Origin of the sequence: Phenylobacterium sp., assembly GCF_016793225.1 — a bacterium.
Taxonomy (GTDB): Bacteria; Pseudomonadota; Alphaproteobacteria; order Caulobacterales; family Caulobacteraceae; genus Phenylobacterium.
This window is the reverse complement of the sequence record NZ_JAEUMN010000079.1, coordinates 82,730-105,626: the sequence shown is the minus strand read 5'-3', so window position 1 is coordinate 105,626 and position 22,897 is coordinate 82,730. Positions and strand designations below refer to the sequence as shown.

Below are 22,897 nucleotides of genomic sequence, written 5' to 3'. Positions count from 1 at the left end.
GTGGGCGCCCGAAACATTGCCGATCGCTAATGTTCGTTGACCGCCGTCACCCTCCACCCGTAACTCGGCCGTAACCGGCGGCGGCTCCGCCTCCGGGACCGATCTCTTTTTGTGGGGAGCGGCCGTCCCGAGGGGCGGGTCCGCTGGAGGATCCAGACCGTGAAATTCAAGTCCATGCGGGAACGCCTTCTGGCGTCTTCTATGATCTGTGGCGCGGCGCTGCTCGGCCTGTCGTCGCAAGCGATGGCCCAGACCGACACCGGGGAGGAAGTCTCCGAAGTGGTCGTGACGGGTACGCGTATTCCGTCGCCGAACCTCGAGAGCGTCAGCCCCGTGACCGCCATCGGCGCGCAGGAGCTGAAGGCTCAGGGCGTGACCCGCGTCGAGGACATGATCAACACCCTGCCGCAAGCCTTCGCGGCCCAGGGCGCGGCGCTCTCCAACGGCTCGACCGGCACCGCCACCATCAACCTGCGTGGCCTGGGCGCGACCCGGACCCTCGTGCTGGTTGACGGCCGCCGCCTGATGCCCGGCACGCCGAACACCAACGGCGGCGCGCTGGCCGCCGACATCAACTTCATCCCCGCGGCCCTCGTGCAGCGCGTGGACGTGCTGACCGGCGGCGCCTCGGCCGTGTACGGCGCCGACGCCGTGGCCGGCGTCGTCAACTTCATCATGCAGAAGAACTTCGAGGGCGTGCGCGTCGACGCGCAGTACGGCCTCTACCAGCACAACCAGCACAACGACGTCGCCGACGTCGTGAGCCGTGCGCAGGCGGCCTCGGCCAGCCCGCAGTTCTTCGCCCTGCCGAAGGACAACGTCCGCGACGGCGAGAGCTCGGAAGTGACCCTGGTGATCGGCGTCAACGCGCCGGACGGCAAGGGCAACGTCACGGCCTACGCCGGCTACCGTCACGTCGAGCCGATCCTGCAGGGCAACCGCGACTTCTCGTCGTGCACCCTCAACTCGGCCTCGCCGGACTTCGCCACCTGCGGCGGCTCGGGCACGGCCTTCCCGGCCCGCGTCGGCGGCTTCGTGGTCGACGTCACCGGCCCGGGCAACACCTTCCGCCCGCGCGTGGCGGCCCGCGACACCTACAACTTTGGTCCGTCGAACTACTACCAGCGTCCCGACGACCGCTACGTCATGGGCGCCTTCGCCCAGTATGAGATCGCGCCCTGGGCCACGGCCTACGCCGACCTGATGTTCATGGACGACACGTCCACGTACCAGATCGCGCCGGGCGGCATCTTCGCCGGCAACTTCTCGATCAACTGCGCCAACCCGCTGCTCTCCGCGCAACAGCGCGGCCTGCTCGCGGCCACGGCGGCTTCGGGCGGCGGCACCTGCGCCACCAACCCGGCCGGCACCTTCACGGGCATCGTGGCGCGCCGGAACGTCGAAGGCGGCGGCCGTCAGGGCAAGACGCAGCACACGCAGTACCGCTACGTGATCGGCCTGCGCGGCGACCTGAACGACAACTTCAACTACGACTTCTACATGCAGTACGGCCGGGTGTCCTTTAACCAGGTCCAGACCGGCTTCTTCCGCACCACCGCCATCCAGAACGCCCTGAACGTCGTCCAGACGCCGCAGGGTCCGCGCTGCGTCTCGGCGGTGAACGGCACCGACACGGCCTGCGTGCCCTACAACATCTTCCAGCTCGGCCAGATCACCCGCGCCCAGCTCGACTACCTCGAGACCCCCTCGACGCAGCAGGGCAACACCTACGAGCGCGTCGTGAACTTCTCGATCGGCGGCGACCTCACCGACTACGGCGTGAAGAGCCCCTGGTCGGAAGAGGGCGTGGGCATCTCGGCCGGCGCCGAATACCGTCGTGAGCAGCTGGACTTCGCCGCCGACTTCGTGTCGTCGTCGGGCGCCCTGAACGGCTCGGGCGGCGCCTCGCCGCCGGTGAACGGCTCGTTCGACGTCTATGAAGCCTTCGCCGAAGCCCGTATCCCGGTCATCACGGACATGGACTTCGCCAAGCGCGTCCAGATCGAGCTGGCCTACCGCTACTCGGACTATTCGACGGGCGTCACGACCGACACCTACAAGGTGGCCGGCGACTGGCAGTTCGACGACAACGTGCGCCTGCGCGCCAGCTACCAGCGCGCGGTGCGTGCGCCGCACGTGCTCGAGCTGTTCAGCCCGCAGAACGTTGTCCTGGACGGCACGCAGGATCCCTGCGCCGGCCTGACGGCGGCCAACCCGCTGGTCGCCCGCTGCGCCCAGGCCTTCGGTCTGACGACCGCCCAGGTCCTGGCCATCGAGGCGAACCCGGCCAACCAGTACAACGGCCTGAACGGCGGTAACCCGAACCTCGATCCCGAGAAGTCGGACACGATCTCGTTCGGCGTGGTGCTGACCCCGACCTTCCTGCCGGGCTTCAACTTCTCGGCCGACTGGTTCGACATCAAGGTGAAGGACTACATCGCCGGCATCGGGGCCGACATCATCATCACCCGCTGCGTCAACACGCTCGATCCGTTCTTCTGCACGCTCGTGAAGCGTGACGCGCAGGGCTCGATCTGGCTGTCGCCGCAGGGCTTCGTGCAGAACACCACGCTGAACACCGGTGCGCTCCGCACTCGCGGCATCGACTTCAACGCGGGCTACCGCACCGACCTCGAGACCCTCGGCCTCGAGAACATGGGCGGCCTGACCATGTCGTTCGTCGGAACCTACCTCGACAAGCTGCAGACCAAGCCGCTGCCGGGCGACGCCTACTACGACTGCGCCGGCCTGTACGGCACCGTCTGCGGCGTCCCGGGTCCGGAATGGCGCCACAAGCTCCGCCTGACCTGGAACACCCCGTTCGAGTACGGCGACTGGATCAAGAGCCTGAACCTCTCGGTCCAATGGCGTCACTTCAACAAGGCCACGCTCGACGCCTACTCGAACGACCCGCAGCTGAACAACACGGGCATCCAGTACGAGTCGGACCGTGTCCTGGGCTCGCGCGACTACATCGACCTGACGGCGACGTGGACCGTGCGCGACAACCTGAACTTCCGCTTCGGCGTCAACAACGTGTTCGACGTGGATCCGCCGCTGACGGGTTCGTCGAACTGCCCGACCGGGCCCTGCAACGGGAACACCTGGCCGCAAGTGTACGACTCCTTCGGTCGTTACGTGTTCCTGGGCCTGTCCGCCGACTTCTAGTCCGCGACAGACCAAGAGACGGCCTTGGGGCGGCGGAGCAATCCGCCGCCCCATTCATTTGCGCCGCCGGTTTCCTTTGGCCGGGCCCCTGGTAAGAGGGCGCATGAGCAACTGGACGAGCGGCCGCTTCACCGTTCGCGTCGGCGGCGTCCCGGCGCCCGCGGCGCCGCCGGCCCCCGTCGCCGACGCCGGGGCGGCGGCCCGCCACCGGGCCGAGGGCGACCGGCTCAGGCTTGCCGGCGACATCAAGGGCGCCGACGCCGCCTACGCACGCGAGATGCGCGCCACCGTCTCGGACCCGGATCTGGTCCGGGCGGCCGACGCCCTGGTGGCCGGCCGGTATGCCGAGGCGGACGCCGTGCTGCGGGCGCGCCTGGCCGCGCGGCCGCGCGACGCGCACGCGCTCTGGATGCTGGGCGATCTTTGCTCGCGGGCGGGCCGCAACGGCGAGGCCGAGGACCTGCTGGCCCGGTGTGTCGCGCTCGCGCCGGACCTGACCTCGGCGCGCTACGCCTACGCCATGGTGCTGAACTGGCGGAACAAGGTGGAGGCCTGCCTGGCGCAGGCCGAGCGCCTGCTGGCGATCGCGCCGGAGAACCCCGTCTATCGCCACCTGAAGGCCTCTTCCCTCCTGCGGCTGGGCGACGACGCGGGCGCTGCGGCCGCCTATGCCGCCGTCCTCGACGCCGAACCGGACCAGCCGCTCACCCTGATGAGCTACGGCCACGTCCTGAAGACCATCGGCCGCCAGGGCGAGGCCGTGGCCGCCTACCGCCGCGCGCTGGCGCTCGATCCCGGACTCGGCGAGGCCTGGTGGAGCCTCGCCAACCTGAAGACGGTCAGGTTCGCCCCCGAGGACGTCGCCGCCATGGAGGCCACCCTCGGCCGCGAGCTGTCGGTCCCCGACCGCCTGCAGCTGCACTTCGCGCTCGGCAAGGCGCACGAGGACGCCGGCCGCTACGAGGCGGCCTTCGCGCACTACGAGGCCGGAAACGCGCTGCAACGGCCCCGGGTGGACTACGCGGCCGACGAGACCACGGCCCAGATGCGCAGGACGAAGGCCCTGATGGGACAGGCCTTTTTCGCGGCGCGCGCGGGGCAGGGGAGCCGCCGGCCGGATCCGATCTTCATCGTCGGGCTGCCGCGCTCGGGATCGACCCTCGTCGAGCAGATCCTGGCCAGCCACAGCCAGGTCGAGGGCACGCACGAACTGCCGCACCTGCCCAACATCGCCGCTCAGCTCGCCGGCCCGGCGCGCCGCGAGATCGAGGGCGCCTATCCCGACGTGCTGGCCGCGCTGTCGCCGGCCGAGCTGAGCGGGCTGGGCGAGGACTATCTGGCGCGGGCGCAGATCCACCGGAAGCTCGCCCGTCCCCGGTTCATCGACAAGCTGCCGAACAACTGGGCCCATGTCGGTCTGATCCAGCTCATCCTGCCGAACGCCAGGATCATCGACGCGCGGCGCCACCCCCTGGGCTGCTGCTTCTCGGCCTACAAGCAGCATTTCGCGGTGGGCCAGGCCTTCAGCTACGACCAGGCGGACCTCGGCCGCTACTACCGCGACTACGTGGAGCTGATGGCCCACTTCGACGCCGTGCTGCCGGGACGCGTGCACCGGGTGATCTACGAGCGGATGGTCGCCGACCCCGAGGCCGAGGTGCGGAGGCTGCTGGACTACTGCGGCCTGCCGTTCGAGCCCGCGTGCCTCAGGTTCTACGAGAACGACCGCGCCGTCCGCACGGCGAGTTCCGAACAGGTGCGGCAGCCGATCTTCACCGACGCGGCCGAGCACTGGCGCCATTTCGAGACCTGGCTCGGACCGCTGAAGGGGGCCCTCGGCGCGGTGCTGGACGCCTACCCCGAGGCGCCCGCGCCGCCGCAGCGGCCGTGATCGTTCGTCACTGAATTCAGCCGCTTGCGCGAATCTTGCTGCAAGGCGCGCGTTGCGCGCCGCCGGCTGGTAGGCTAGCGCGCACGGCGGAAGCTGCGGGGTTGCACAGTGAGCGAGTGGAAAGTCGGGAAGATCAAGGTGAAGGTGGGCGGCTACACGCCCGCCGCCAGGACGGGGCAGCCCGCTGCGCCGCCGCCGAGCCCCGGCGCGCGAAACCCCATCGCCGACCAGGCGATGCTTCAGCAGATCCAGGCCGCCGCCCAGGGGCGTGACTTCGCCCGCGCCGCCACCCTGGCCGACCAGGCGCTGCAGGGCGGCCTGGAGCACCCGATGGTCCTCAACCTGGCGGCGCTGAAGTACGAGCAGGAAGGCCGCTTCGACGACGCGCTGAAGGTGCTCGGCCGCGCCGTGGAACTGGCGCCGCAGGACATCGGCGCGCGCAATGCGATGGGGCTGGTCCTGACGCGGATCGAACGCTACCGCGAGGCCCTGGCGGTCTTCGAGGGCGTCTGCGCCATGGCCCCGGACTTCGCCGGGTCGCACTGCGCGCGCGGCGCCTCGCTGGAGGCGCTGGGCCGGCTGAAGGAGGCCGAGGCGGCCTACAAGCACGCGCTCGAGCTGCAGCCCGACAACCTCGGAGCCATGCAGGGCCTCGCCAACCTCCTCTCGCGGCGCGGCGCGCACGCCGAAGCCCGGCCGCTGGCCGAGGAAGTGCTTGAGGCCGAGCCCAACTTCCCGGACGCGGTGATGGTCCTGGCCGCCGCCGACGCCGCCGAAGGCGCGGGCGAGCGGGCGCAGCGGCGGCTCGAGCTGCTGGTGGGCGACGAGCGGCTGACGGTGCAGCAGCGCGCCCTGGCGCACGGCCTGCTGGGCGACGTGCTCGACGCGCAGAACCTCACGGCCGAGGCCTTCCAGGCCTATGCCGCCTGCAACATGGCGCTGTGGCGGGCCTATGCGCCGCTGCACGGCGAGGGCGTGACCGCGCTTGACTTCGCGCGAGGCATGCTGGCCGAGCTGGACCTCATCCCGCCGGAGAGCTGGAGCGGGACGGCGCCGGAGGCGGCCGCCGACGGGCCGACGACGCACGTCTTCCTGCTGGGCTTCCCGCGCTCTGGCACGACGCTGCTGGAGCAGGTCCTGGCCAGTCACCCGGACGTCGAGGCGCTGGAGGAGCGGGAAACGCTCGAGGCGGCGCAGCGGGCGTTCCTGCAGACGCCGCAGGACCTCGCCCGGCTGGCCAAGGCCGGTGAGGCCGAGCTCGCGCCGCTGCGGGCGGCCTACTGGGAGCGCGTACGGGCCGAGGGCGCCAACCCGGCGGGGAAGGTCTTCGTCGACAAGCACCCCTTCAACACGCTGCGCCTGCCGCTGATCCTGAAGCTGTTCCCGGACGCGCGGATCCTCTTCGCCCGCCGCGACCCGCGCGACGTGGTCCTTTCGTGCTACCGGCGCCGCTTCAGCATGAGCGCGCCGGCCTACCAGCTGCTGACGCTGCCCGGCGCGGCGGGATACTACGACGCGGCCATGAAGATGGCGGACCGGCTGGAGCCGGCCATGGCGCCGCGCACCCGCATCGTGCGCCACGAGGCGCTGGTCGAGGACTTCGACGCCGCCGTCCGGGACGTGTGCGCGTTCCTGGGCCTGGCGTGGACGGACGAGATGCGCAACTTCGCCGACAAGGCGCGCGACCGCGCGGTCGCCACGCCCAGCGGGGCCCAGCTCGCGCGCGGGCTCTCGGCCGAGGGCGTCGGCTCCTGGCGCCGCTACCGCGAGCAGCTCTCGCCCATCCTTCCGGTGCTGAAGCCGTGGGTGGAGGCGTACGGGTACCCCGACGAATGACGCTGTCGCGGCGCCGCGCGGTCCAGACCGTCCTGGCGGGCGGGCTGGCGGCGGCGTGCGCGGGCGCGCCCCGGCGCGAGCCGGTCCTTTCGATCAACCTGGCGCACGCCCAGCCCGAGCCCCCGGCCACGGGCACACGGCTGGAGACGGCGTTCGACCAGGCGCTGCGGATGACGGTGCCGGTGCGCCTGGACCGGCGGGGCCCCTTCAGCTTCGTGGTCGACACCGGCGCGAACCGCACGGTCATCGGCGTCGAGACGGCCGCCCGCTGCGGCCTGGCGAGCGACGGGGAGGCGCAGGTGCACGGGATCGCCGGGGCGCAGCCGGCGCGACTGGTGAGGGTGCCGCTGCTGCGCGTGGGGCAGGTCCATTCGCGGCGGCTGAGCCTGCCCGTGCTGCCCCGCGAGGCCCTGGGGGCCGACGGCCTGCTGGGCATCGACGTGCTGAAGAACCGGCGCATGCGGCTGAACTTCCGCGGCAACACCTTCGAGATCGGCCCGTCGGGGGTCGGCGCCGAGGTCGGCCGCGGCTCGGACACCCGGATCCCCGACCCCAGCAAGGGCGTCATCGTTCCGGCCCAGTACCGCTCGGGGCAGCTGGTGATCTTCGACGCCGACGTGGCCGGCGTGCCGGTCCGGGCCTTCCTCGACTCCGGGGCCCAGATCACCTGCGGCAACGACGTGCTGCGCGACGTCCTGGCGCGGCAGCGGCCGGAGCTGGCCGCGCGCATGGCGCGGACCGAGCTGATCAGCGCGACCGGACAGCGGGCGCCCGCGTCGCTCGCCGTGCTGCCGCGGCTGCGGCTGGGCGGCATGGCGCTCGACAACATCCGCGCCGCCTTCGCGCCGCTGCACATCTTCAGCCTGTGGGGGCTGAACGACCGGCCGGCGATGCTGGTCGGCATCGACGTGCTGCGCCACTTCGAGGAGGTGACCCTGGATTTCAGCCGGCGCGAGGTGACCTTCGTCCGCGTGCGCCGGCGGTCGGCCTGACCGGAGCGCGTCCCGCCGGGCCTACCGGATCGGCATGGGCGCCAGCACCGTCCCGCCGCCTTCGCTCCTGAGCCTGGCCTCGGCGACCTGGTCCAGGACCGCCTGCGCGCGGGGGTCGCCGAAGATCCAGGCGGCGGCGGCCAGGGTCCGGGCGGACGCGGCGGAGACCCCGAGGGCCTTCTGCAGCGCCTCGAAGGCGCCCTCGGTGGGCGTCATCCGCCGGATCGGCACGTCGCCCTCCAGGCGGGCCAGCTGCTTGGCCTTGTCGACCGCCTGGTAGAAGCCGCCGACCTCGTCCACGAGGCCGAGGCTCCGGGCCTGGGCGCCGGTCCACACCCGGCCCTTGGCGATCTCGCGGACGCGCTGGACGGGCAACTTCCGCCCCGCCGCCACACGCGCGACGAAGCTCTCGTAGATGCGATCCATCCAGCCCGAGAAGGCGGCGCGCTGGTCGGCGGTGAAAGGCTGGCTCACGCCGAACGCCCCGGCGTACTCGCCGCCCACGCCCAGGGGACGTATGTCGACGCCGAAGCGGGCCGCCGCCTCGCCCAGGGCGAACTTGCCGCCGAAGACGCCGATCGAGCCGGTGAGGGTGGTCGGCTGGGCGACGATGGACGAAGCCTCGGACGCGATCCAGTAGCCGCCCGATGCGCCGTAGGTGCTCATGGACACGACCACGGGCTTGCCCTTCGACTTGGCGAAGCGGATGGCGTCGAGGATCTGCTCGGAGGCCGTGTCGGAGCCGCCGGGAGAGTTCAGGCGCAGGACGATCGCCTTCACGGAATCGGCCTTCGCCGCGCGGACCACGGCCTTGGCGATGTCGTCCGAGTAGATCGTCGCCCCGCCGGTGAAGGGGTTCGAGCCACGGTCGCGGCCGGTCACGATCGGGCCTTCGGCCTCGATCAGGCCGATCGCGTCGCCGACGGGCCGCCGGTCGCTCGGATCCTCGGCGTAGTCGTCGAAGTCGATGAGCCGCGCGCCGTCGCCGGCCTTGTCGAGGAGCGCCTGCTGGACTTCGCGGACCTGGCCCACGCCGTCGATGAGGCGCAGCCGCAGCGCCTCCTGCGCGCCGTGGGGGCCGGCCTCGAGGTTCCGGCGCAGGACGGCGGGGTCGGCCTTGCGGTCGGCCGCCGCGAACGCGAGGTTCGACGCGTACACCGACCCCATCCAGGACAGCGTCGCCTCGCGATGCGCCGGGGTGAAGTCCGACTGCATGTAGCCGTTGACGGCGTTCTTGTACTCGTAGCGCTGCTCGAACTGCGGGACGACGCCGTACTTGTCGAAGAAGCGCTTCAGGAACAGCTCCTCGGTGGCCAGCCCGGTCACCTGGAGGGACGCGCCGGGCTGCATCCAGAACTGGTCGGCGGCGCGCCCGAGCATGTAGGCCGTGGTGCCGATGCCGGCGGGGTAGATCCCCTGGCTGTGCGCATAGACGGGCTTGCCCGACGCCCGGAAGTGGTTGAGGCCGAGGCGGATCTCGTCGGCCATGCCGGGCTCGAGGCCGCCTTCGGGCAGCCGCACCAGGACGCCCTTGACCCGGTCGTCGCGCTCGGCGCGGCGGAGGGTCTCGACGATCGACATGACCGAGGTCGAGTTGCGCCCGATGCCCCAGAGCGGGTTGTGCGGCGCCTGGTCGGTGAGCGGCCCGCGCAGGTCCAGCTCGAGGACCGTCCGGCCGGGGATCGGTTCGGGCGCGGTGGCCGAAAGCGCCATGGTGACGAGCACGACCGGCACGAAGACCATGAAGAGAACGAGGCCCGCGAAGACCCCGGCCATCGTAAACAGGAACTGCTTCATCGTGGCCCTTGCCCGCGCCCGAGCGCGCTCCGGCGCTCTCGCATACATTGCGTCCTGGCGGAAGCGTTCAGGGGTCGAACTCCGCCACCAGGTGGCCGGGGGCGACCTCCCTCAGGGCCGGCGGCAGCACGGGCGCCGAGGGATCGGCCGGCAGGCGCGACGGCAGGAACCGGAACGCCGCCAGCGGGTCCATCGGGCTGGGCGGCTCGCCGGTCAGGCGCAGGCGCTTGCGGGTGCGTTCGATCGCCGGATCCGGGATCGGCGCCGCCGAGAGCAGGGCCCGGGTGTAGGGGTGCTGCGGGGCCTGCCAGATGCGGTCGCGGTCGGCCTGCTCCATGACGCGGCCGAGATAGAGCACCATCACCCGGTGGCTGATCTCGCGCACCACCGCCAGGTCGTGGCTGATGAAGATCATCGACAGCCCGAGGTCGGTCTGGAGCCGGATCAGCAGGTCGATGATCTGGGCGCGGATCGAGACGTCGAGGGCCGAGACGGCCTCGTCGCAGATGACCAGCCGCGGCTTCAGGATCATGGCCCGGGCGATGCCGACCCTCTGGTTCTGGCCCCCCGACAGCTCGTGCGGGTAGCGGTTGATGAGGTCGGGGTCGAGCTCGACCTTGCGCATCATGGCCCGCGCCTCGGCCTCGCGCGCCGCGGCGTTCAGGTCGGGGCGGAAGGCGGTCAGCGGCTCGGCGATGGAGGCGCCGATGGTCATGCGCGGATCCAGGCTGGCGAGCGGATCCTGGAAGACGATCTGGAGATCCTTGCGCGCGTCCCGCATCGCGGCGCGGTCGGCGTGGGTGATGTCGCGGCCCATCAGGGTGACCGCGCCCTCGCTGGCGGGCCAGAGGTTCAGCACCGCGCGCGCCAGGGTGGACTTGCCCGATCCGCTCTCGCCCACGATCCCCAGCGTCTCGCCGCGCCGGACCTGGAACGAGACGCCGTCGACCGCCCGCAGCATGCGTGGCCGCCCGAAGAGGCCCTCGCGCATGGGGAACCAGACCTTGACGTCGCGGCCCTCGACCACGGTCTCGGCGTCGGGCGCCACGGGGACCACCTCGGGCCGTCCGCCGCGGTCGGCGCGGTCGAGCCGCGGGATCGCCGCGAGCAGCGCGCGCGTGTAGTCCGTCTGCGGATTGGCGAAGAGGTTCGCGGCCGCGCCGGCCTCGACGTAGGCGCCGTCCTTCATGACGCAAACCCGATCGGCCAGGCGGGCGATGACCCCCATGTCGTGGGTGACGAGCACGAGGGCGGCGCCGGTTTCCCGGGTGAGTTCGGCCATCAGGTCGAGGATCTCGGCCTGAACCGTCACGTCGAGCGCGGTCGTGGGCTCGTCGGCGATCAGCAGTTCGGGGCCGGGAGCCATGGCCGCGGCGATCATGATCCGCTGGCGCATGCCGCCCGACAGCTCGTGCGGATACTGCTCCAGCCGCCGCGCCGCGTCCGGGATCCGCACCCGCTCCAGCCATTCCAGCGCGCGCCCCCGGGCGTCCGCGGCCGAGAGACCGAGGTGCAGCCGCAGGGGCTCGGCGATCTGTTCGCCGATCTTCACGTGCGGGGTCAGCGCCGTCAGCGGATCCTGGAAGATCATGGTCATCTTCGACCCGCGCACCCGGTTCAGCGCGCGCGGCGACAGGCCCAACAGTTCCTGCCCCTGCAGCTTCGCGGACCCGGAGGCTCTGCCGTTGCGGGCCAGCAAGCCCATGACCGCCATGAAGGTCTGGCTCTTGCCCGACCCGCTCTCGCCCACGACGCCCAGGGTTTCGCCCCGCGCGACGTCCAGCGACACGCCACGGACCGCCCGGACGAGGCCGTCGTGGGTGGTGAAGTCCACGGCGAGGTTCGAGATCGAGAGGACGGGCGGATCGGCCATGGCGCACAGCATAGCGGCGGTCGGCGCGCTTGGCGCGGCCGACCGCCGGCCGGGTCAGTCGCCGCGCGACGCGGCGGCGCCGGCGTCGAAGGCGCGGGCGAAGGTGTCGAGCAGCTGGACGCCCCAGCCTTGCGCGCCCCTGGGCGCGGTCGGGCTGTCCCGGTCGATCCAGGCCACCGACGCGATGTCGAGGTGCGCCCAGGGGGTCTCGGGATCGGCGAAGAACGCGATCACGTGGGCGCCGACGCCGGCGCCGGCCGAGCCCGTCCCCTCGGCGATGTCGCGGATGTCGGCGATCGGGCTCTCGGTGTCCTTGGCGTAGCTGGGGTGCAGCGGCAGCCGCCAGACCGGCTCGCCGCTCTGGCGCGCGGCGGCCTCGATCTGACTGGCGAGGCCCTCGTGCCGCGTGAAGAGACCGGCGTACTCGTCGCCCAGCGCCTGTCCCACCGCGCCGGTGAGGGTGGCGAGGTTCACGATGGCGGCGGGCTTGAACCGGCTCTGCGCGTACGCCGTCGCGTCGGCCAGGACGATGCGGCCCTCGGCGTCGGTGTTGAGGCGCTCGATCGACTTGCCGTTCATGGCCCGGACCACGTCGCCCGGCCGCGCCGCGGCGCCGTCCGGCATGTTCTCGGCCAGGGCCGCGATGGCCACCACATGGACGGGGGCGCCGGACTTCGCGAGCGACAGCACGCCGCCCACCGCCGCGGCCGCGCCGGCCATGTCCGTCTTCATCCGCCACATGCCCGAGCCGGGCTTGATGGAGACGCCGCCGCTGTCGAAGGTGATGCCCTTGCCGGTGAAGACGATCGGCGGGCCCTTGGCGCCCGGGGCCTTGTACTCGACCACCAGCATGCGCGGCGGCCGGGGCGAGCCCTGGCCCACGGAGAGGATGGCGTTCATCCCGAGCTTCTGCATCGCCGGCGCGTCGAGCGCCTCGACGGTCGTGTTCGCCACGCCGCGGAACGCCGCCCGGGTGCGCTCCACGAACACCTCTGGATAGAGGATGTTCGCGGGCTCGGTGACGAGGTCGCGGGTGAAGGCCACGGCCTCGGCGACGGCCGCGCCGCGCGCCTGGAAGGCCTCGCGCGCGCCGGCGGCCGTCGGCGCCACCACCACCAGGGGCTCCGGGCGCTGCGGGCGCGGCGCGGCCTTGTAGTCGGCGAAGCGGTAGGACCCGAGAGCGGCGCCGACTGCCACCTCTGCGGGATCGCCCAGCCCCTCGGTCAGCAGGGCGACGCGGCCCTCGGCCTTCGCGGTCGCGCCGGCCGCCGCGCCGCCGAGCCTGCGGAGATCGACGGCGGTGAGCGCGCCCGGACGCTCCGGCTGGACGCCGAGGACGACGATCTCGTCGTGGGCGGACAGGCCGCGCAGGCTGAGCGACGCGCCGGCCTTGTAGTCGAAGCGCGCGCTGGCGAGGGCGCGGGCCACGGCGGCCCGGACGGCAGGGTCGAGGCTTCGGCCCCGGGCTTCCAGGTCGGCCGCGGAGGCGAGCGGCAGGACCAGGGCGCCGGCCCGGGCCGGGGCGTCGGTGGAGAACTCGATCGGACGCGCGTCGGCGGCCGTCGCGCCGAGCGCGAGGACGAGGACTGCGGACAGGAGACGCATGGATGACTCCGAATGGGGTTGCTGACGCTCGGTAAAGCAGGGCTTGGGGCCTTTCGCCAAGCCCTGTCGGCCGCGGAGCTGCGGGTGGGGCCGGACGGACGACCGGCGGCGCGCTTGCCTTGCCCGCTGGCCTCCCACATCCTTAGCATTCGAATGATCGAGCCCGACCTCTTTGCCCGCGAGGACGACGCGGCCCACCCGGCCAGCCTGTCGGAGGCCTACCGGTCGACCGCCCTGCGCTCGCCGGGCCATCGCCCGATCCGCATTCCCCAGACCCTCACCGAGACCTCGGGCTTCACCGACTGGTCCCAGGCCTGCGCGGTCGGGTCCGCCGACCTGACGCGGACGGCGGGCGGGGAGGCGATCGGCCAGCGCATCCTCGTGGCGGGACGCGTCCTGGACGAGGCCGGCCGGCCCGTGCCCCGCACGCTGGTGGAGGTCTGGCAGGCCAATGCCGCGGGCCGCTACGCCCATGCGCGCGACCAGTGGGACGCGCCGCTGGACCCGAACTTCACGGGGGCGGGGCAGGTGGTGACGGACGACGACGGCCGCTACGCCTTCGAGTCGATCCGGCCGGGCGCCTATCCCTGGGGGAACCACGAGAACGCGTGGCGGCCCGCCCACATCCACTTCTCGCTGTTCGGCCCGGCGTTCGCCACGCGGCTGGTCACCCAGATGTACTTCGAGGGCGACCCGCTGATTGCGCTGGACCCGATCGCCCAGTCCGTGCCCGCCGCCGCGCGCGACCGGCTCGTGGCGCGGTTCGACCTGGGGCTGACGCGTCCGAGCTACGCCCTGGGCTATGTGTTCGACATCGTCCTGCGCGGTCCTGCCGCCACGCCCACGGAGGCCTGAGGTGCGGCTGGGCCAGACGCCTTGGCAGACGGTCGGGCCGTTCTTCCACTACGCCTTGCCGCACCCTGGCGGCGCGGACCTGACGGCGCCGTCCGAGGCGGGCGCGCGGCCTGACCTGGTCGCGCCGGGCCACGCGCCGCTGCCCGGGCTGTCCGCGGCGACGGCGGGGGGCGAGGCGATCGTGGTCCAGGGCCGCGTGGTCGACGGCGCCGGCGCCCCCGTGCCCGACGCCCTGGTCGAGATCTGGCAGGCCGATGCGCAAGGCGGCTTCGCCGGCGGCCGCCACTTCGGGCGCTGCGCGACCGGCGACGACGGGAGCTACCTGTTCCGGACGATCCGGCCCGGCCGGACGCCGGGCCCCGGCAACAGCCTTCAGGCGCCGCACATCGCCGTGGGCGTCATGGGCCGCGGCCTTCTGCGCCGGCTGGTGACCCGCATCTACTTCGCCGACGACCCGTCGCTGGACGAGGATCCGATCCTCGCCCTCGTGCCGCCGGAGCGGCGCGGAACGCTCCTGGCGGCGGCGGACGGCGCCGGGGGATACCGCCTCGACCTTGTCCTGCAGGGGCCGGGCGAGACGGTGTTCTTCGACATCTGATGCCCGCGCGGATCCACGACCTCGCCGCCTCGACGCCGGAGATGCTGGCCGTGTTCGGCGACGCCTCGCTGGTCGGCCACGCCCTGGCGTTCGAGGCGGCGCTCGCACGCGCCTCGGCGGCCGAGGGGCTGATCGACCCGGCCGCCGCCGCCGCCATCGAGGCCGCCTGCGGCGAGGCCTTCGACCTCGGCGCCCTGGCCACGGCGGCCGCGCACGCCGGCACGCTGGCCATCCCGCTCGTGGCGGCCTTGCGGGCCCGGGCCGACCTCCGGCGCGCGGGGGCCGGCGCGGCGGCGCACCGCGGAGCGACCAGCCAGGACGTGGCCGACACTGCCCTGATGCTGCAGGCGCAGGCGGGCCTGGCGCTGCTGAGGCGCGACGGCGGGCGCGTCGTGGACGCCCTCGGCCGCCTCGCCACGGCGCACGCGGCCACGCCAATGCTGGCGCGCACGCTGCTGCAGCCGGCCGCGCCGACCAGCTTCGGCCTCAAGGCGGCCCAGTGGCGCGCGGGCGTCGTCGGCGCCCTCGACCGCCTGGGGCGTGAGGGCGCGCAGGCCATCGTGCTGCAGTTCGGCGGGGCGGTGGGGACGCGGGCGGGGCTCGGGAACCGGGGCGAGGCGGTCGCCGCACGGATCGCGGCCGACCTGGGCCTCGGCGCAGCTGCGCCCTGGCACGCCAGCCGCGAGCGCGTCGCGGGGCTGGGCGCCGCGCTGTCGATCCTCACCGGCGCCGTGGCGAAGATCGCGGGCGACGTGGCGCTGATGGCGCAGGGCGAGGTGGGGGAGGCCTTCGAACCCCAGACGCCAGGCCGCGGCGGCTCGTCGGCCATGCCGCACAAGCGCAACCCCACCGGCTGCCAGATCGCGCTGTCGGCCGCGGTCCGCGCGCCGCACCTTGCGGCCACGCTGATGTCGGCGATCCCGGGCCAGCACGAACGCAGCCTGGGCGCGTGGCAGGCCGAGGCGCCGGCGCTGGCGGCCCTGTTCGAAGCCGCACACGGAGCGGTGGGGGCCATGGCGGCGGTGACCGAGGGCCTCCAGGTCGACGCCGCGGCGATGGCGCGCAACCTCGACCGCGCGGGGGTGGGGCAGGATCTCGGCGAGGCCGAGGCCCTCACGCGCCGATTGCTGCAGGATGCGCCATGAGCACGGTCGCGGCCGACGACGGCGCCGAGCTCTTCGTCCGCGTCGACGGGCCGGCCACGGCGCCGCCGATCCTGTTCCTCCACTCGATCGGTTGCGACCACCGGCTGTGGGACGCACAAGCCGGGGCGCTGAACGCGTACCGCGTCATCCGACCGGACCTTCGCGGGCACGGACGCTCGGCGGCGCCGCCCGGCGACTATCCGCTCGACCGGCTCGTGGCCGACGCCGTCGCGGTGCTGGACGCGGCCAGCGCAACGCCGGCGGTCGTCTGCGGCCTCTCCCTGGGCGGGCTCGTCGCCCAGGCGCTGGCGCTGACGGCGCCCCACCGGGTCGCCGGACTGGTGCTGGCCAGCACGGCGCCGCGGATCGGCGCGCCAGAGGCCTGGCGGGACCGCGCCGCCGCGGTCCGCGCCGGGGGGCTGGCGGCGATCTCGGACATGGCCATGGCGCGGTTCTTCTCCGATCCGTTCCGCGACGCGCGGCCCGATGTGGTCGCGGCGTATCGGTCCCGGCTCGAGGCCAGCTCGCCCCAGGGCTATGCGGGCTGCTGCGCGGCCCTGCGCGACGCCGACCTCACCGCACGGCTGGGCGAGATCGCCGCGCCCTGCCTGGTCGTCGCCGGGCTGGCCGACGTCTCCACCCCGCCGGATCAGGTGCGCGGCGTCGCGCACGCCATTCGCGGCGCCGCCTATCGCGAAGTCGACGCCGGCCATCTGTCGAACGTCGAACAGCCGCAGGCCTTCAGCGATCTGCTGCGCGCCTTCCTGGAGGACCTCTGATGGACGACGAAGAGCGCCGGGCGCGCGGCGCCGCCAACCGCAGGGCGGTCCTGGGGGACGCATATGTGGACCGCGCCGCGGCCTCGGCCACCCCGTTCACCGCCGAGTTCCAGGACTTCATCACGCGCTACGCCTGGGGCGAGATCTGGGAGCGGCCGGGCCTCGACCACGAGACGCGCCGCCTGCTGGTGATCGCGATGACCATCGCGCTCGGGCGGGAAGGCGAGCTTCGGCTGCATCTGCGCGCGGCCTTCGAGGCCGGCGTCCCCGTGGAGCGGGTGAAGGAGACCATCCTGCAGAGCGCCGTCTACTGCGGCGTTCCGGCGGCGAACGCGGCCTTCCACGTGGCGGGCGAGGTGCTGCGGGACCTGGGGGTCCTCTGACGCGTCTTTCCTCGCGGCCCGGATTGTGTAGATATCTAACTATTCTGTGGTCGGTAATGGGGGGCGGTTTGGACGCTAGCGAGCCGTTGCGGACACGCTTCCTCTGCACTGTCGACATCCAGCTCACGGCGGAGTCGCCGCTCCTGCTGGGCCGATCCCCTTGGCGCAACCGCCGCCTCAGCCCGATCGCGGGCGGGACCATCGAGGGCGAGCGGCTGCGCGGCGAGGTGATGGCCGCCGGCGGCGACTGGTCGGAACTGGGCGCGGCGTCCGACGGCGCGGCGGTGACGCTGATCGACGTCCGGTCGCTCTGGAAGACGCACGACGGGGCCCTGATCCACGTGACCTACGGCGGGCGGCTGGTGATTCCGCCGGAGGCGCTGGCCGACTTCCGCGACCCCGCCAGGGTCGAGGCGCTGGCCGAGGACGCCTACTACTTCCGCATCCAGCCCGTCTTCGAGACCGGGGACGAGCGCTATGCCTGGCTGAACGCCCTGGTCGCGGTCGGCGTGGGCAAGCGCACCGCCGCCGGCGTCCGCTATCGGATCTTCGCCGTTGAGTAGCCGGCCGGACCCGACCCCCTCGCCGACCTACGCCTGGTATGTCGTGGGCGCTCTGCTGGTCGCCTACACCCTGTCGTTCATCGACCGGATGATCCTGAGCCTGCTCGTGGGGCCCATCCGCGCCGACCTGGGCATCTCCGACACCCAGATGAGCCTGCTGATGGGGTTCGCCTTCGCGATCTTCTACAGCCTGCTGGGGATTCCGCTGGGCTGGCTGGCCGACCGCGGGAGCCGCAAGACCCTGATCGTCGCCGGGATCGCGGCGTGGAGCCTGATGACGGCCGTCTGCGGACTGGCGCGCAGCTACATGGGGCTGTTCCTGGCCCGCGTGGGCGTCGGGGTAGGCGAGGCGACGCTGTCGCCGGCGGCCTATTCGATGCTGGGCGACTATTTCCCGCGCGAGCGGCTGGGACGCGCGATGGCCGTCTACTCGATCGGCGTGCCGCTGGGGTCGGGCATCGCGCTGGTCGCCGGATCCGTCGTGGTGCGGTTCGTGACCGAGGGGGATCCCGTCGTCCTGCCGGCGGTGGGCGCGCTGGAACCCTGGCGGCTGGCCTTCCTGATCGTGGGGCTTCCCGGACTGCTGGTGGCGGCGCTGATCGCCCTGACGGTGCGCGAGCCCGCGCGGGGCGGGGGCCGCGCCGTGGCGGAACCGGCGCCCGGCGAGTTCGCGGCGTTCCTCAAGCTGCGCCGGGCGGCGCTGGCGTCGCACTTCGGCGGCATGTCGCTGGTGGCGCTGGTGATGTACGGCGCCATGGCCTGGATCCCGCAGTTCCTGCACCGCACCTACGCCATGCCCGTCGCCGAGGCCGGCCTCTGGTTCGGCGCCGCGACGGCGCTCTGCGGCGCGGCGGGCCTGCTGCTGGGCGGCTGGCTGGCCGACCGGATGTACCGCCGCGGCCTCAAGGACGCCCATCTCCGGGTGATCCGCCTCAACGCCGTGATCCTGCTGCCGCTGTTCGTGGGCATGGCGCTGGCGCCCAGCCGCGAACTGGCGCTGGGCCTGATGATCCTCAGCATGCTGCTGGGCACGATCCACGGCGGGGTCGCCGGGGCGGGGCTGCAGCTGATCTCGCCGAACAGACTCCGCGCGCGGACGGTGGCCCTGTACTTCCTGGTGGCCAACCTGGTCGGGCTGGGGCTGGGCCCCACGGCCATGGCGATGGTCACGGACTTCGTCTTCCGGGACGACGCCGCCCTCCGCTACGGGATCGCCGTGGTCACGGCGGTCGCCCTGCCGCTCTCGGCGCTGATCCTGACCGCCGGACTGAAGCCTTTCGCGGCGGCGGCGGAGGCGGCCGACCGCGCCGAAGCCCAGTGACCTCGCCCGCCCGGCGCAAGCGTCACCAGATACTTAGCATTCTATCTATTTTGGTGTAGGCTGCACCCGAGTCCCCGCGCACGAGACGGGGCCGAAGGGGGAGATCCCGAATGCGCACGTACCTCAGCAACCATGCGTCCTGGGCCGCGCTGGGCCTGGCCCTCGCCATCGCGGCGCCGGCGGCGGCCCAGAGCGGCGACAACGAGATTTCAGAACTGGTCGTCACCGCCCAGCGGGTGGAGGAGAACGTCCAGAAGGTCCCCATCGCGGTCACCGCCTTCTCGGCCGCGGCGCTCGAGCGGCAGTCGGTCGAGACCCTGCAGGATATCGCGATCAAGACCCCCGGCTTCAGCGCCGGCCAGGTCGATCCCATCCAGACGAACTTCGCGATCCGCGGCATCGGCTCGGCCTTCGGCATCAGCCAGAACGCTGGCGGGGACGCCTCGGTGGTGGTCTTCGTGGACGGCGTCTACGCCGGACGCGGCGGGACGCCCGACATCGACGCCCTGAACCTGGAGCGCGTGGAAGTGCTGCGGGGCCCGCAGGGCACGCTGTTCGGCAAGAACGCGGTGGGCGGCCTGATCCAGTTCGTGAGCCGCAAGCCGTCGGCCGATCCGTCGCTGCGCATCGAAGGGCAGCTCGGCAACTACGACCGCCGCACGCTGAGCGCGCGGGGCAACATGCCCATCTCGGACAAGATCTTCGTGTCGCTGGGCGGCTCCATCAAGCTGCGGGACGGCTACGAGTTCAACCAGACCACCGGCAACGACGTGAACGACCAGGACCTGCGCAGCGCCGCCCTGGCCGTGCGCTTCCTGCCGAGCGAGGACCTGGACATCGTCCTGGGCGTCGACCTGACCGACCAGGACCAGAAGGGCAACCCCCGCGACAACATCTGCGACGCCACCCTGCGCGGCGGCGTCCACTGCGTCGGCATCAATCCCGACCCGCGCATCGTCAACGCCTACACCGACGGCTACCTGCGGCGCTGGCTGCAGACCTACCGCGGCGAGGTGAACTGGACGACGCCGTACGGCACGCTGACGTCGATCACGGCCTTCCGGGCGGTGACGCTGAACTTCCGCACCGTGTTCTTCGCCAACCCGGTCAATCCGCCGAACCAGATCGAGTCGACCCAGACCGACCACGAGGACAACGAGCAGTTCAGCCAGGAAGTGCGGCTGGCGTTCGACGCCTTCGACTCGCGCCTGCGCGGCCAGGTCGGCGTCTACTACCTGAACGAGGACAACACCCGCATCGAGGACCTGCGGCAGGACTTCCCCGCGCCGGCCCAGACGGGGATCGCCACCTATCCCCAGATGGTGAAGAGCCGCAGCTGGGCCCTGTTCGGGCAGGTCAGCTACGCCTTCACCGACACGATCACCGCCACCGCCGGACTGCGGCAGACGTGGGAACGCAAGAGCGGTCGCTTCATCGGGCAGAAGGTCTCGGGACCGGGGCTGCCGCCGCCGCTGGCCGCGAACTACGACGTGCGCGGCCGCAAGTCGTGGGACGCCCTGACGCCGCGCTTCGCGCTCGACTGGCAGGCGACGCCGGACGTGCTGCTGTATGCCTCGGCCACCCGCGGCTTCAAGAGCGGGGGTTTCCAGGGGATCGCCGGCAGCGGCGTCAGCCAGTCGACGCCGTACGATCCCGAGTTCGCCTGGAGCTACGAGGGCGGCGCGAAGACCCAGTGGCTGGACGGCCGCCTGCGGCTGAACCTGTCGGCCTTCCACACCGACTACAAGGACCTGCAGGTCTCGCAGCTGGTGCCGCTGTGCTGCGTCGTGGTGGGCAACGCCGCCACGGCCGAGATCGAGGGCGTGGAGCTGGAGTGGGTGATCCAGCCGGTCCGCGGGCTGCAGATCGATGGCGGCTTCGCCTACCTCGACGCGAAGTTCACCAGCTTCGCCAACGGGGCCACGGCGAACTTCACCGGCAACGACCTTCCCCGCTCGCCCAAGCACAAGGTCCACGTGGGCGCGCAGTACGCCACCGAGTTCAACGGCTGGGGCGCCCTGGCGCGGGTGGACTACACCAACCAGTCGCACATGTACTTCGAGGCCTCGAACATCCCGGCGCAGAAGCAGGAGGGCTACATCAACGTCGACGCCCGCCTGTCCCTGACCTCCCCCGACAAGCGCTGGGAAGTGGCCGTGTGGGGCAAGAACCTGACGGACGAACTGGTGGCCACCTACGTGACCGCCTTCGCGCCCTACCGCCAGGTGCTGGTGCCCTACGCGCCGCCGAAGACCTACGGCGTGACGCTGGTCTGGAAGATGTAGGAGAGCGAAGGGCGGCGCCGGGCCTCCGGGCCCGCGCCGCCCGGGCGCTCGAGGCCGGGGCTATCAGGACTGCCGCGGCGCCAGGAATTCCTGGGCGTTGAAGCCCTCGGGCGCGGCCACCTCGACGATCGGCTCGGGGCGGTTGTCGAACTCCATGCGCAGCGCGCGCGTGATCACCGCATGCATCGCGTAGAGCGTGGTGATGTAGGTGAACTCGAAGATCTCCTCGTCGCCCCAGAAGGTGCGCAGCTTCTCGAACACCTCGAGCGGCGTGCGGCCGTCCCCGGCGGTCAGGCAGTCGGCATAGGCCAGGACCGCGCGCTCCTTTTCGTCGAACACGTCCGACACCTGCCAATGCGGCACGGCGGCGATCTTCTCCTCCGACACGCCCAGGCTGCGCAGCGACTTGCAGTGCTGCGAGAAGACGAACTGGCTGCCCTTCACCCAGCCGGCGCGGGTCTGGCCCAGCTCGCGCAGCACCGGGTCCAGCTTGCGGTCCGGATGGCGATAGACGGCGAACCCGTCGACGGCGTGCTGGAAGATGTCGGGGCAGATGGCGAAGACGGTCCACCAGTCGCCCGGGGTGCCCGTGGCCGTGCCGGGCTCCGCGACCGGATCGCGGCCCGGGCCGAACAGGCGGTCGTAGTAGCGGTTCACCACCTCGGCGGTGACTTCCGAGCGGGGGACCTGGCGCAGGACGGGCATTAGCGGACTCCGGTAGGGATGGGATCTGGGTGGGTCAGGCGAACTTCCGGAACTCCGCCACCGCGGCGGAGTCGAAGTACTCGTCGAGGCGGGTGATCCGGCCGTCCTCGACCGCGCAGACGATGCAGGCCGGCAGTTCGAGGCGGACTCCGTCATGGGCCCGCACGCCCTTCAGCACATGCTGCTGGACGAAGCCGCCCGGGAAGACCTGGAGCCGTCGGTCGGCGTACTCCCGCTCCAGTATCCGCTTGACCATGCCCTTGAGCGTGGCCTCGTTCTCGGCCGGCGTCTGCTCGAGGCGGTCGGTGTTGTGCCAGATGCGGGCGTCCGGCGCGTAGCAGGCGACGAGGCCGTCCACGTCGCCGGCTTCCACGCAGTCGAAGAAGCGCTTGGCCAGCGCGCGCATGGCCTCGTCGGTCATCACCATCGCCTCGGGTCTGGACGGAGCGTCTACTCGGCCGGCTCGGCCACGCGACGGCCGGGCTCGCGCGGCGTGCCGTCGGGGTTCAGGACCAGATTGACGCTGCGGGTGCCGTCCGCCCGCGCCGCCTCGTGCGCGATGTCCTGCGGCCCCAGCGGCTTCGTCCAGGCGGCGAACTCGAGCAGCGCGCCGTCGGGGTCGAAGAAGTAGATCGAGCGCACGAACACGTCGTCGGTGACCGTGGGCGAGATCTGGCGGGGCGAGTTGTCGTGGTTCGAGATCGCGGACACCGCGACGCCCTTCGCCTTCAGCCGCTCGCAGTACTCGTCGAACTTCTCGGGCGGGACGTCGAAGGCGAGGTGGTTCATCGAGCCGTGCGCCGAGGCGAGCCCGCCCTGGCCGGGCAGCGTGGTCGGGGCCGAGACCCCGGGGATGCCTTCCTGGGCGTCCGGGAACCAGAAGAACGCGAGCGAGTCGCCGTTGCCGATGTCGAAGAAGAAGTGCTGGCCCATGTTGTTGGGCAGGTCGATGGTCTTGGTGAGGGGCATGCCCAGCACGTCGCGGTAGAACTCCACCGTGCGCGCCATGTCCTTGCACACAAGGGCGACGTGGTTGACGCCCCGGATCTCGAACTCGCGGTTCCTGTTCATCACTACCTCCTTCTGCGGCGCCCGTTGCGC

General features: G+C 72.1%; 18 protein-coding genes. 12 read left to right on the top strand and 6 right to left on the bottom strand.

Going from position 1 to position 22,897, the window contains the following annotated elements; all coding sequences use genetic code 11:
* Window positions 1–174 precede the first annotated feature (174 nt).
* The 4 genes from JNK30_RS09480 (at window position 175) to JNK30_RS09465 (ending at window position 7,887) form a co-directional block, all read left to right on the top strand.
* Entirely contained in the window at window positions 175–3,168 is a 2,994-nt protein-coding gene (locus JNK30_RS09480) for a TonB-dependent siderophore receptor (RefSeq protein WP_293481957.1), read from the top strand.
* A gap of 103 nt (window positions 3,169–3,271) precedes the next feature.
* On the top strand, window positions 3,272–5,059 hold the full coding sequence (locus JNK30_RS09475) for a tetratricopeptide repeat-containing sulfotransferase family protein (protein WP_293481955.1): 1,788 nt from the start codon (window positions 3,272–3,274) through the stop codon (window positions 5,057–5,059).
* A gap of 108 nt (window positions 5,060–5,167) precedes the next feature.
* On the top strand, window positions 5,168–6,895 hold the full coding sequence (locus tag JNK30_RS09470; RefSeq protein WP_293481953.1) for a sulfotransferase: 1,728 nt from the start codon (window positions 5,168–5,170) through the stop codon (window positions 6,893–6,895).
* The gene (locus tag JNK30_RS09465; RefSeq protein WP_293481951.1) at window positions 6,892–7,887 is read left to right on the top strand and encodes an aspartyl protease family protein; all 996 of its coding nucleotides are present in this window, start codon (window positions 6,892–6,894) and stop codon (window positions 7,885–7,887) included. Before JNK30_RS09470 ends, JNK30_RS09465 begins: the two co-directional genes overlap by 4 nt.
* 21 nt (window positions 7,888–7,908) lie before the next feature.
* Here JNK30_RS09465 and sppA read toward each other — a convergent pair whose 3' ends face one another.
* The 3 genes from sppA to JNK30_RS09450 all read right to left on the bottom strand — a co-directional run bounded on the left by sppA (window position 7,909) and on the right by JNK30_RS09450 (window position 13,162).
* Window positions 7,909–9,684 (bottom strand): signal peptide peptidase SppA, encoded by a 1,776-nt coding sequence (gene sppA / locus JNK30_RS09460; RefSeq protein ID WP_293481949.1) that lies wholly within the window; start codon window positions 9,682–9,684, stop codon window positions 7,909–7,911.
* Between the two features lie 67 nt (window positions 9,685–9,751).
* Window positions 9,752–11,557, bottom strand: coding sequence for a dipeptide ABC transporter ATP-binding protein (locus JNK30_RS09455; protein WP_293481947.1), 1,806 nt, complete (start codon window positions 11,555–11,557; stop codon window positions 9,752–9,754).
* Window positions 11,558–11,611: 54 nt separating this feature from the next.
* Window positions 11,612–13,162, bottom strand: coding sequence for a M17 family metallopeptidase (locus JNK30_RS09450; RefSeq protein ID WP_293481946.1), 1,551 nt, complete (start codon window positions 13,160–13,162; stop codon window positions 11,612–11,614).
* A 153-nt stretch (window positions 13,163–13,315) separates the two neighbouring features.
* On the opposite strand from JNK30_RS09450, the gene pcaH reads away from it, so the two are divergent.
* The 8 genes from pcaH to JNK30_RS09410 all read left to right on the top strand — a co-directional run bounded on the left by pcaH (window position 13,316) and on the right by JNK30_RS09410 (window position 21,091).
* The gene (pcaH, locus tag JNK30_RS09445) at window positions 13,316–14,017 is read left to right on the top strand and encodes a protocatechuate 3,4-dioxygenase subunit beta (protein WP_293481944.1); all 702 of its coding nucleotides are present in this window, start codon (window positions 13,316–13,318) and stop codon (window positions 14,015–14,017) included.
* 1 nt (window position 14,018) lies between these two features.
* A complete protein-coding gene (gene pcaG, locus JNK30_RS09440) occupies window positions 14,019–14,615 on the top strand; it encodes a protocatechuate 3,4-dioxygenase subunit alpha (RefSeq protein WP_293481942.1) in 597 nt (198 codons plus the stop codon).
* Complete coding sequence (locus tag JNK30_RS09435) at window positions 14,615–15,760, top strand: lyase family protein (RefSeq protein WP_293481940.1); 1,146 nt, start codon at window positions 14,615–14,617, stop codon at window positions 15,758–15,760. Before pcaG ends, JNK30_RS09435 begins: the two co-directional genes overlap by 1 nt.
* Window positions 15,757–16,539, top strand: a complete 783-nt coding sequence (gene pcaD / locus JNK30_RS09430; RefSeq protein ID WP_293481938.1) for a 3-oxoadipate enol-lactonase — start codon at window positions 15,757–15,759, stop codon at window positions 16,537–16,539. Before JNK30_RS09435 ends, pcaD begins: the two co-directional genes overlap by 4 nt.
* Window positions 16,539–16,922, top strand: coding sequence for a 4-carboxymuconolactone decarboxylase (gene pcaC, locus JNK30_RS09425; RefSeq protein WP_293481937.1), 384 nt, complete (start codon window positions 16,539–16,541; stop codon window positions 16,920–16,922). The genes pcaD and pcaC overlap by 1 nt, the downstream gene beginning before the upstream one ends.
* 86 nt (window positions 16,923–17,008) lie before the next feature.
* Window positions 17,009–17,485 carry a DUF3237 domain-containing protein gene (locus tag JNK30_RS09420; protein ID WP_293481936.1) on the top strand — a complete coding sequence of 159 codons (477 nt, stop codon included), beginning with the start codon at window positions 17,009–17,011 and terminating at the stop codon, window positions 17,483–17,485.
* A complete protein-coding gene (locus JNK30_RS09415) occupies window positions 17,478–18,806 on the top strand; it encodes an MFS transporter (protein ID WP_293481935.1) in 1,329 nt (442 codons plus the stop codon). The genes JNK30_RS09420 and JNK30_RS09415 overlap by 8 nt, the downstream gene beginning before the upstream one ends.
* Window positions 18,807–18,916: 110 nt before the next feature.
* A complete protein-coding gene (locus tag JNK30_RS09410; protein ID WP_293481934.1) occupies window positions 18,917–21,091 on the top strand; it encodes a TonB-dependent receptor in 2,175 nt (724 codons plus the stop codon).
* A 63-nt stretch (window positions 21,092–21,154) separates the two neighbouring features.
* Here JNK30_RS09410 and JNK30_RS09405 read toward each other — a convergent pair whose 3' ends face one another.
* The 3 genes from JNK30_RS09405 to JNK30_RS09395 are packed head-to-tail and all read right to left on the bottom strand — an operon-like array spanning window position 21,155 to window position 22,867.
* Entirely contained in the window at window positions 21,155–21,796 is a 642-nt protein-coding gene (locus tag JNK30_RS09405; RefSeq protein WP_293481933.1) for a carboxymuconolactone decarboxylase family protein, read from the bottom strand.
* 34 nt (window positions 21,797–21,830) lie between these two features.
* A complete protein-coding gene (locus JNK30_RS09400; RefSeq protein WP_293481932.1) occupies window positions 21,831–22,217 on the bottom strand; it encodes a nuclear transport factor 2 family protein in 387 nt (128 codons plus the stop codon).
* A 29-nt stretch (window positions 22,218–22,246) separates the two neighbouring features.
* Complete coding sequence (locus JNK30_RS09395) at window positions 22,247–22,867, bottom strand: VOC family protein (protein WP_293481931.1); 621 nt, start codon at window positions 22,865–22,867, stop codon at window positions 22,247–22,249.
* Window positions 22,868–22,897: the final 30 nt, after the last annotated feature.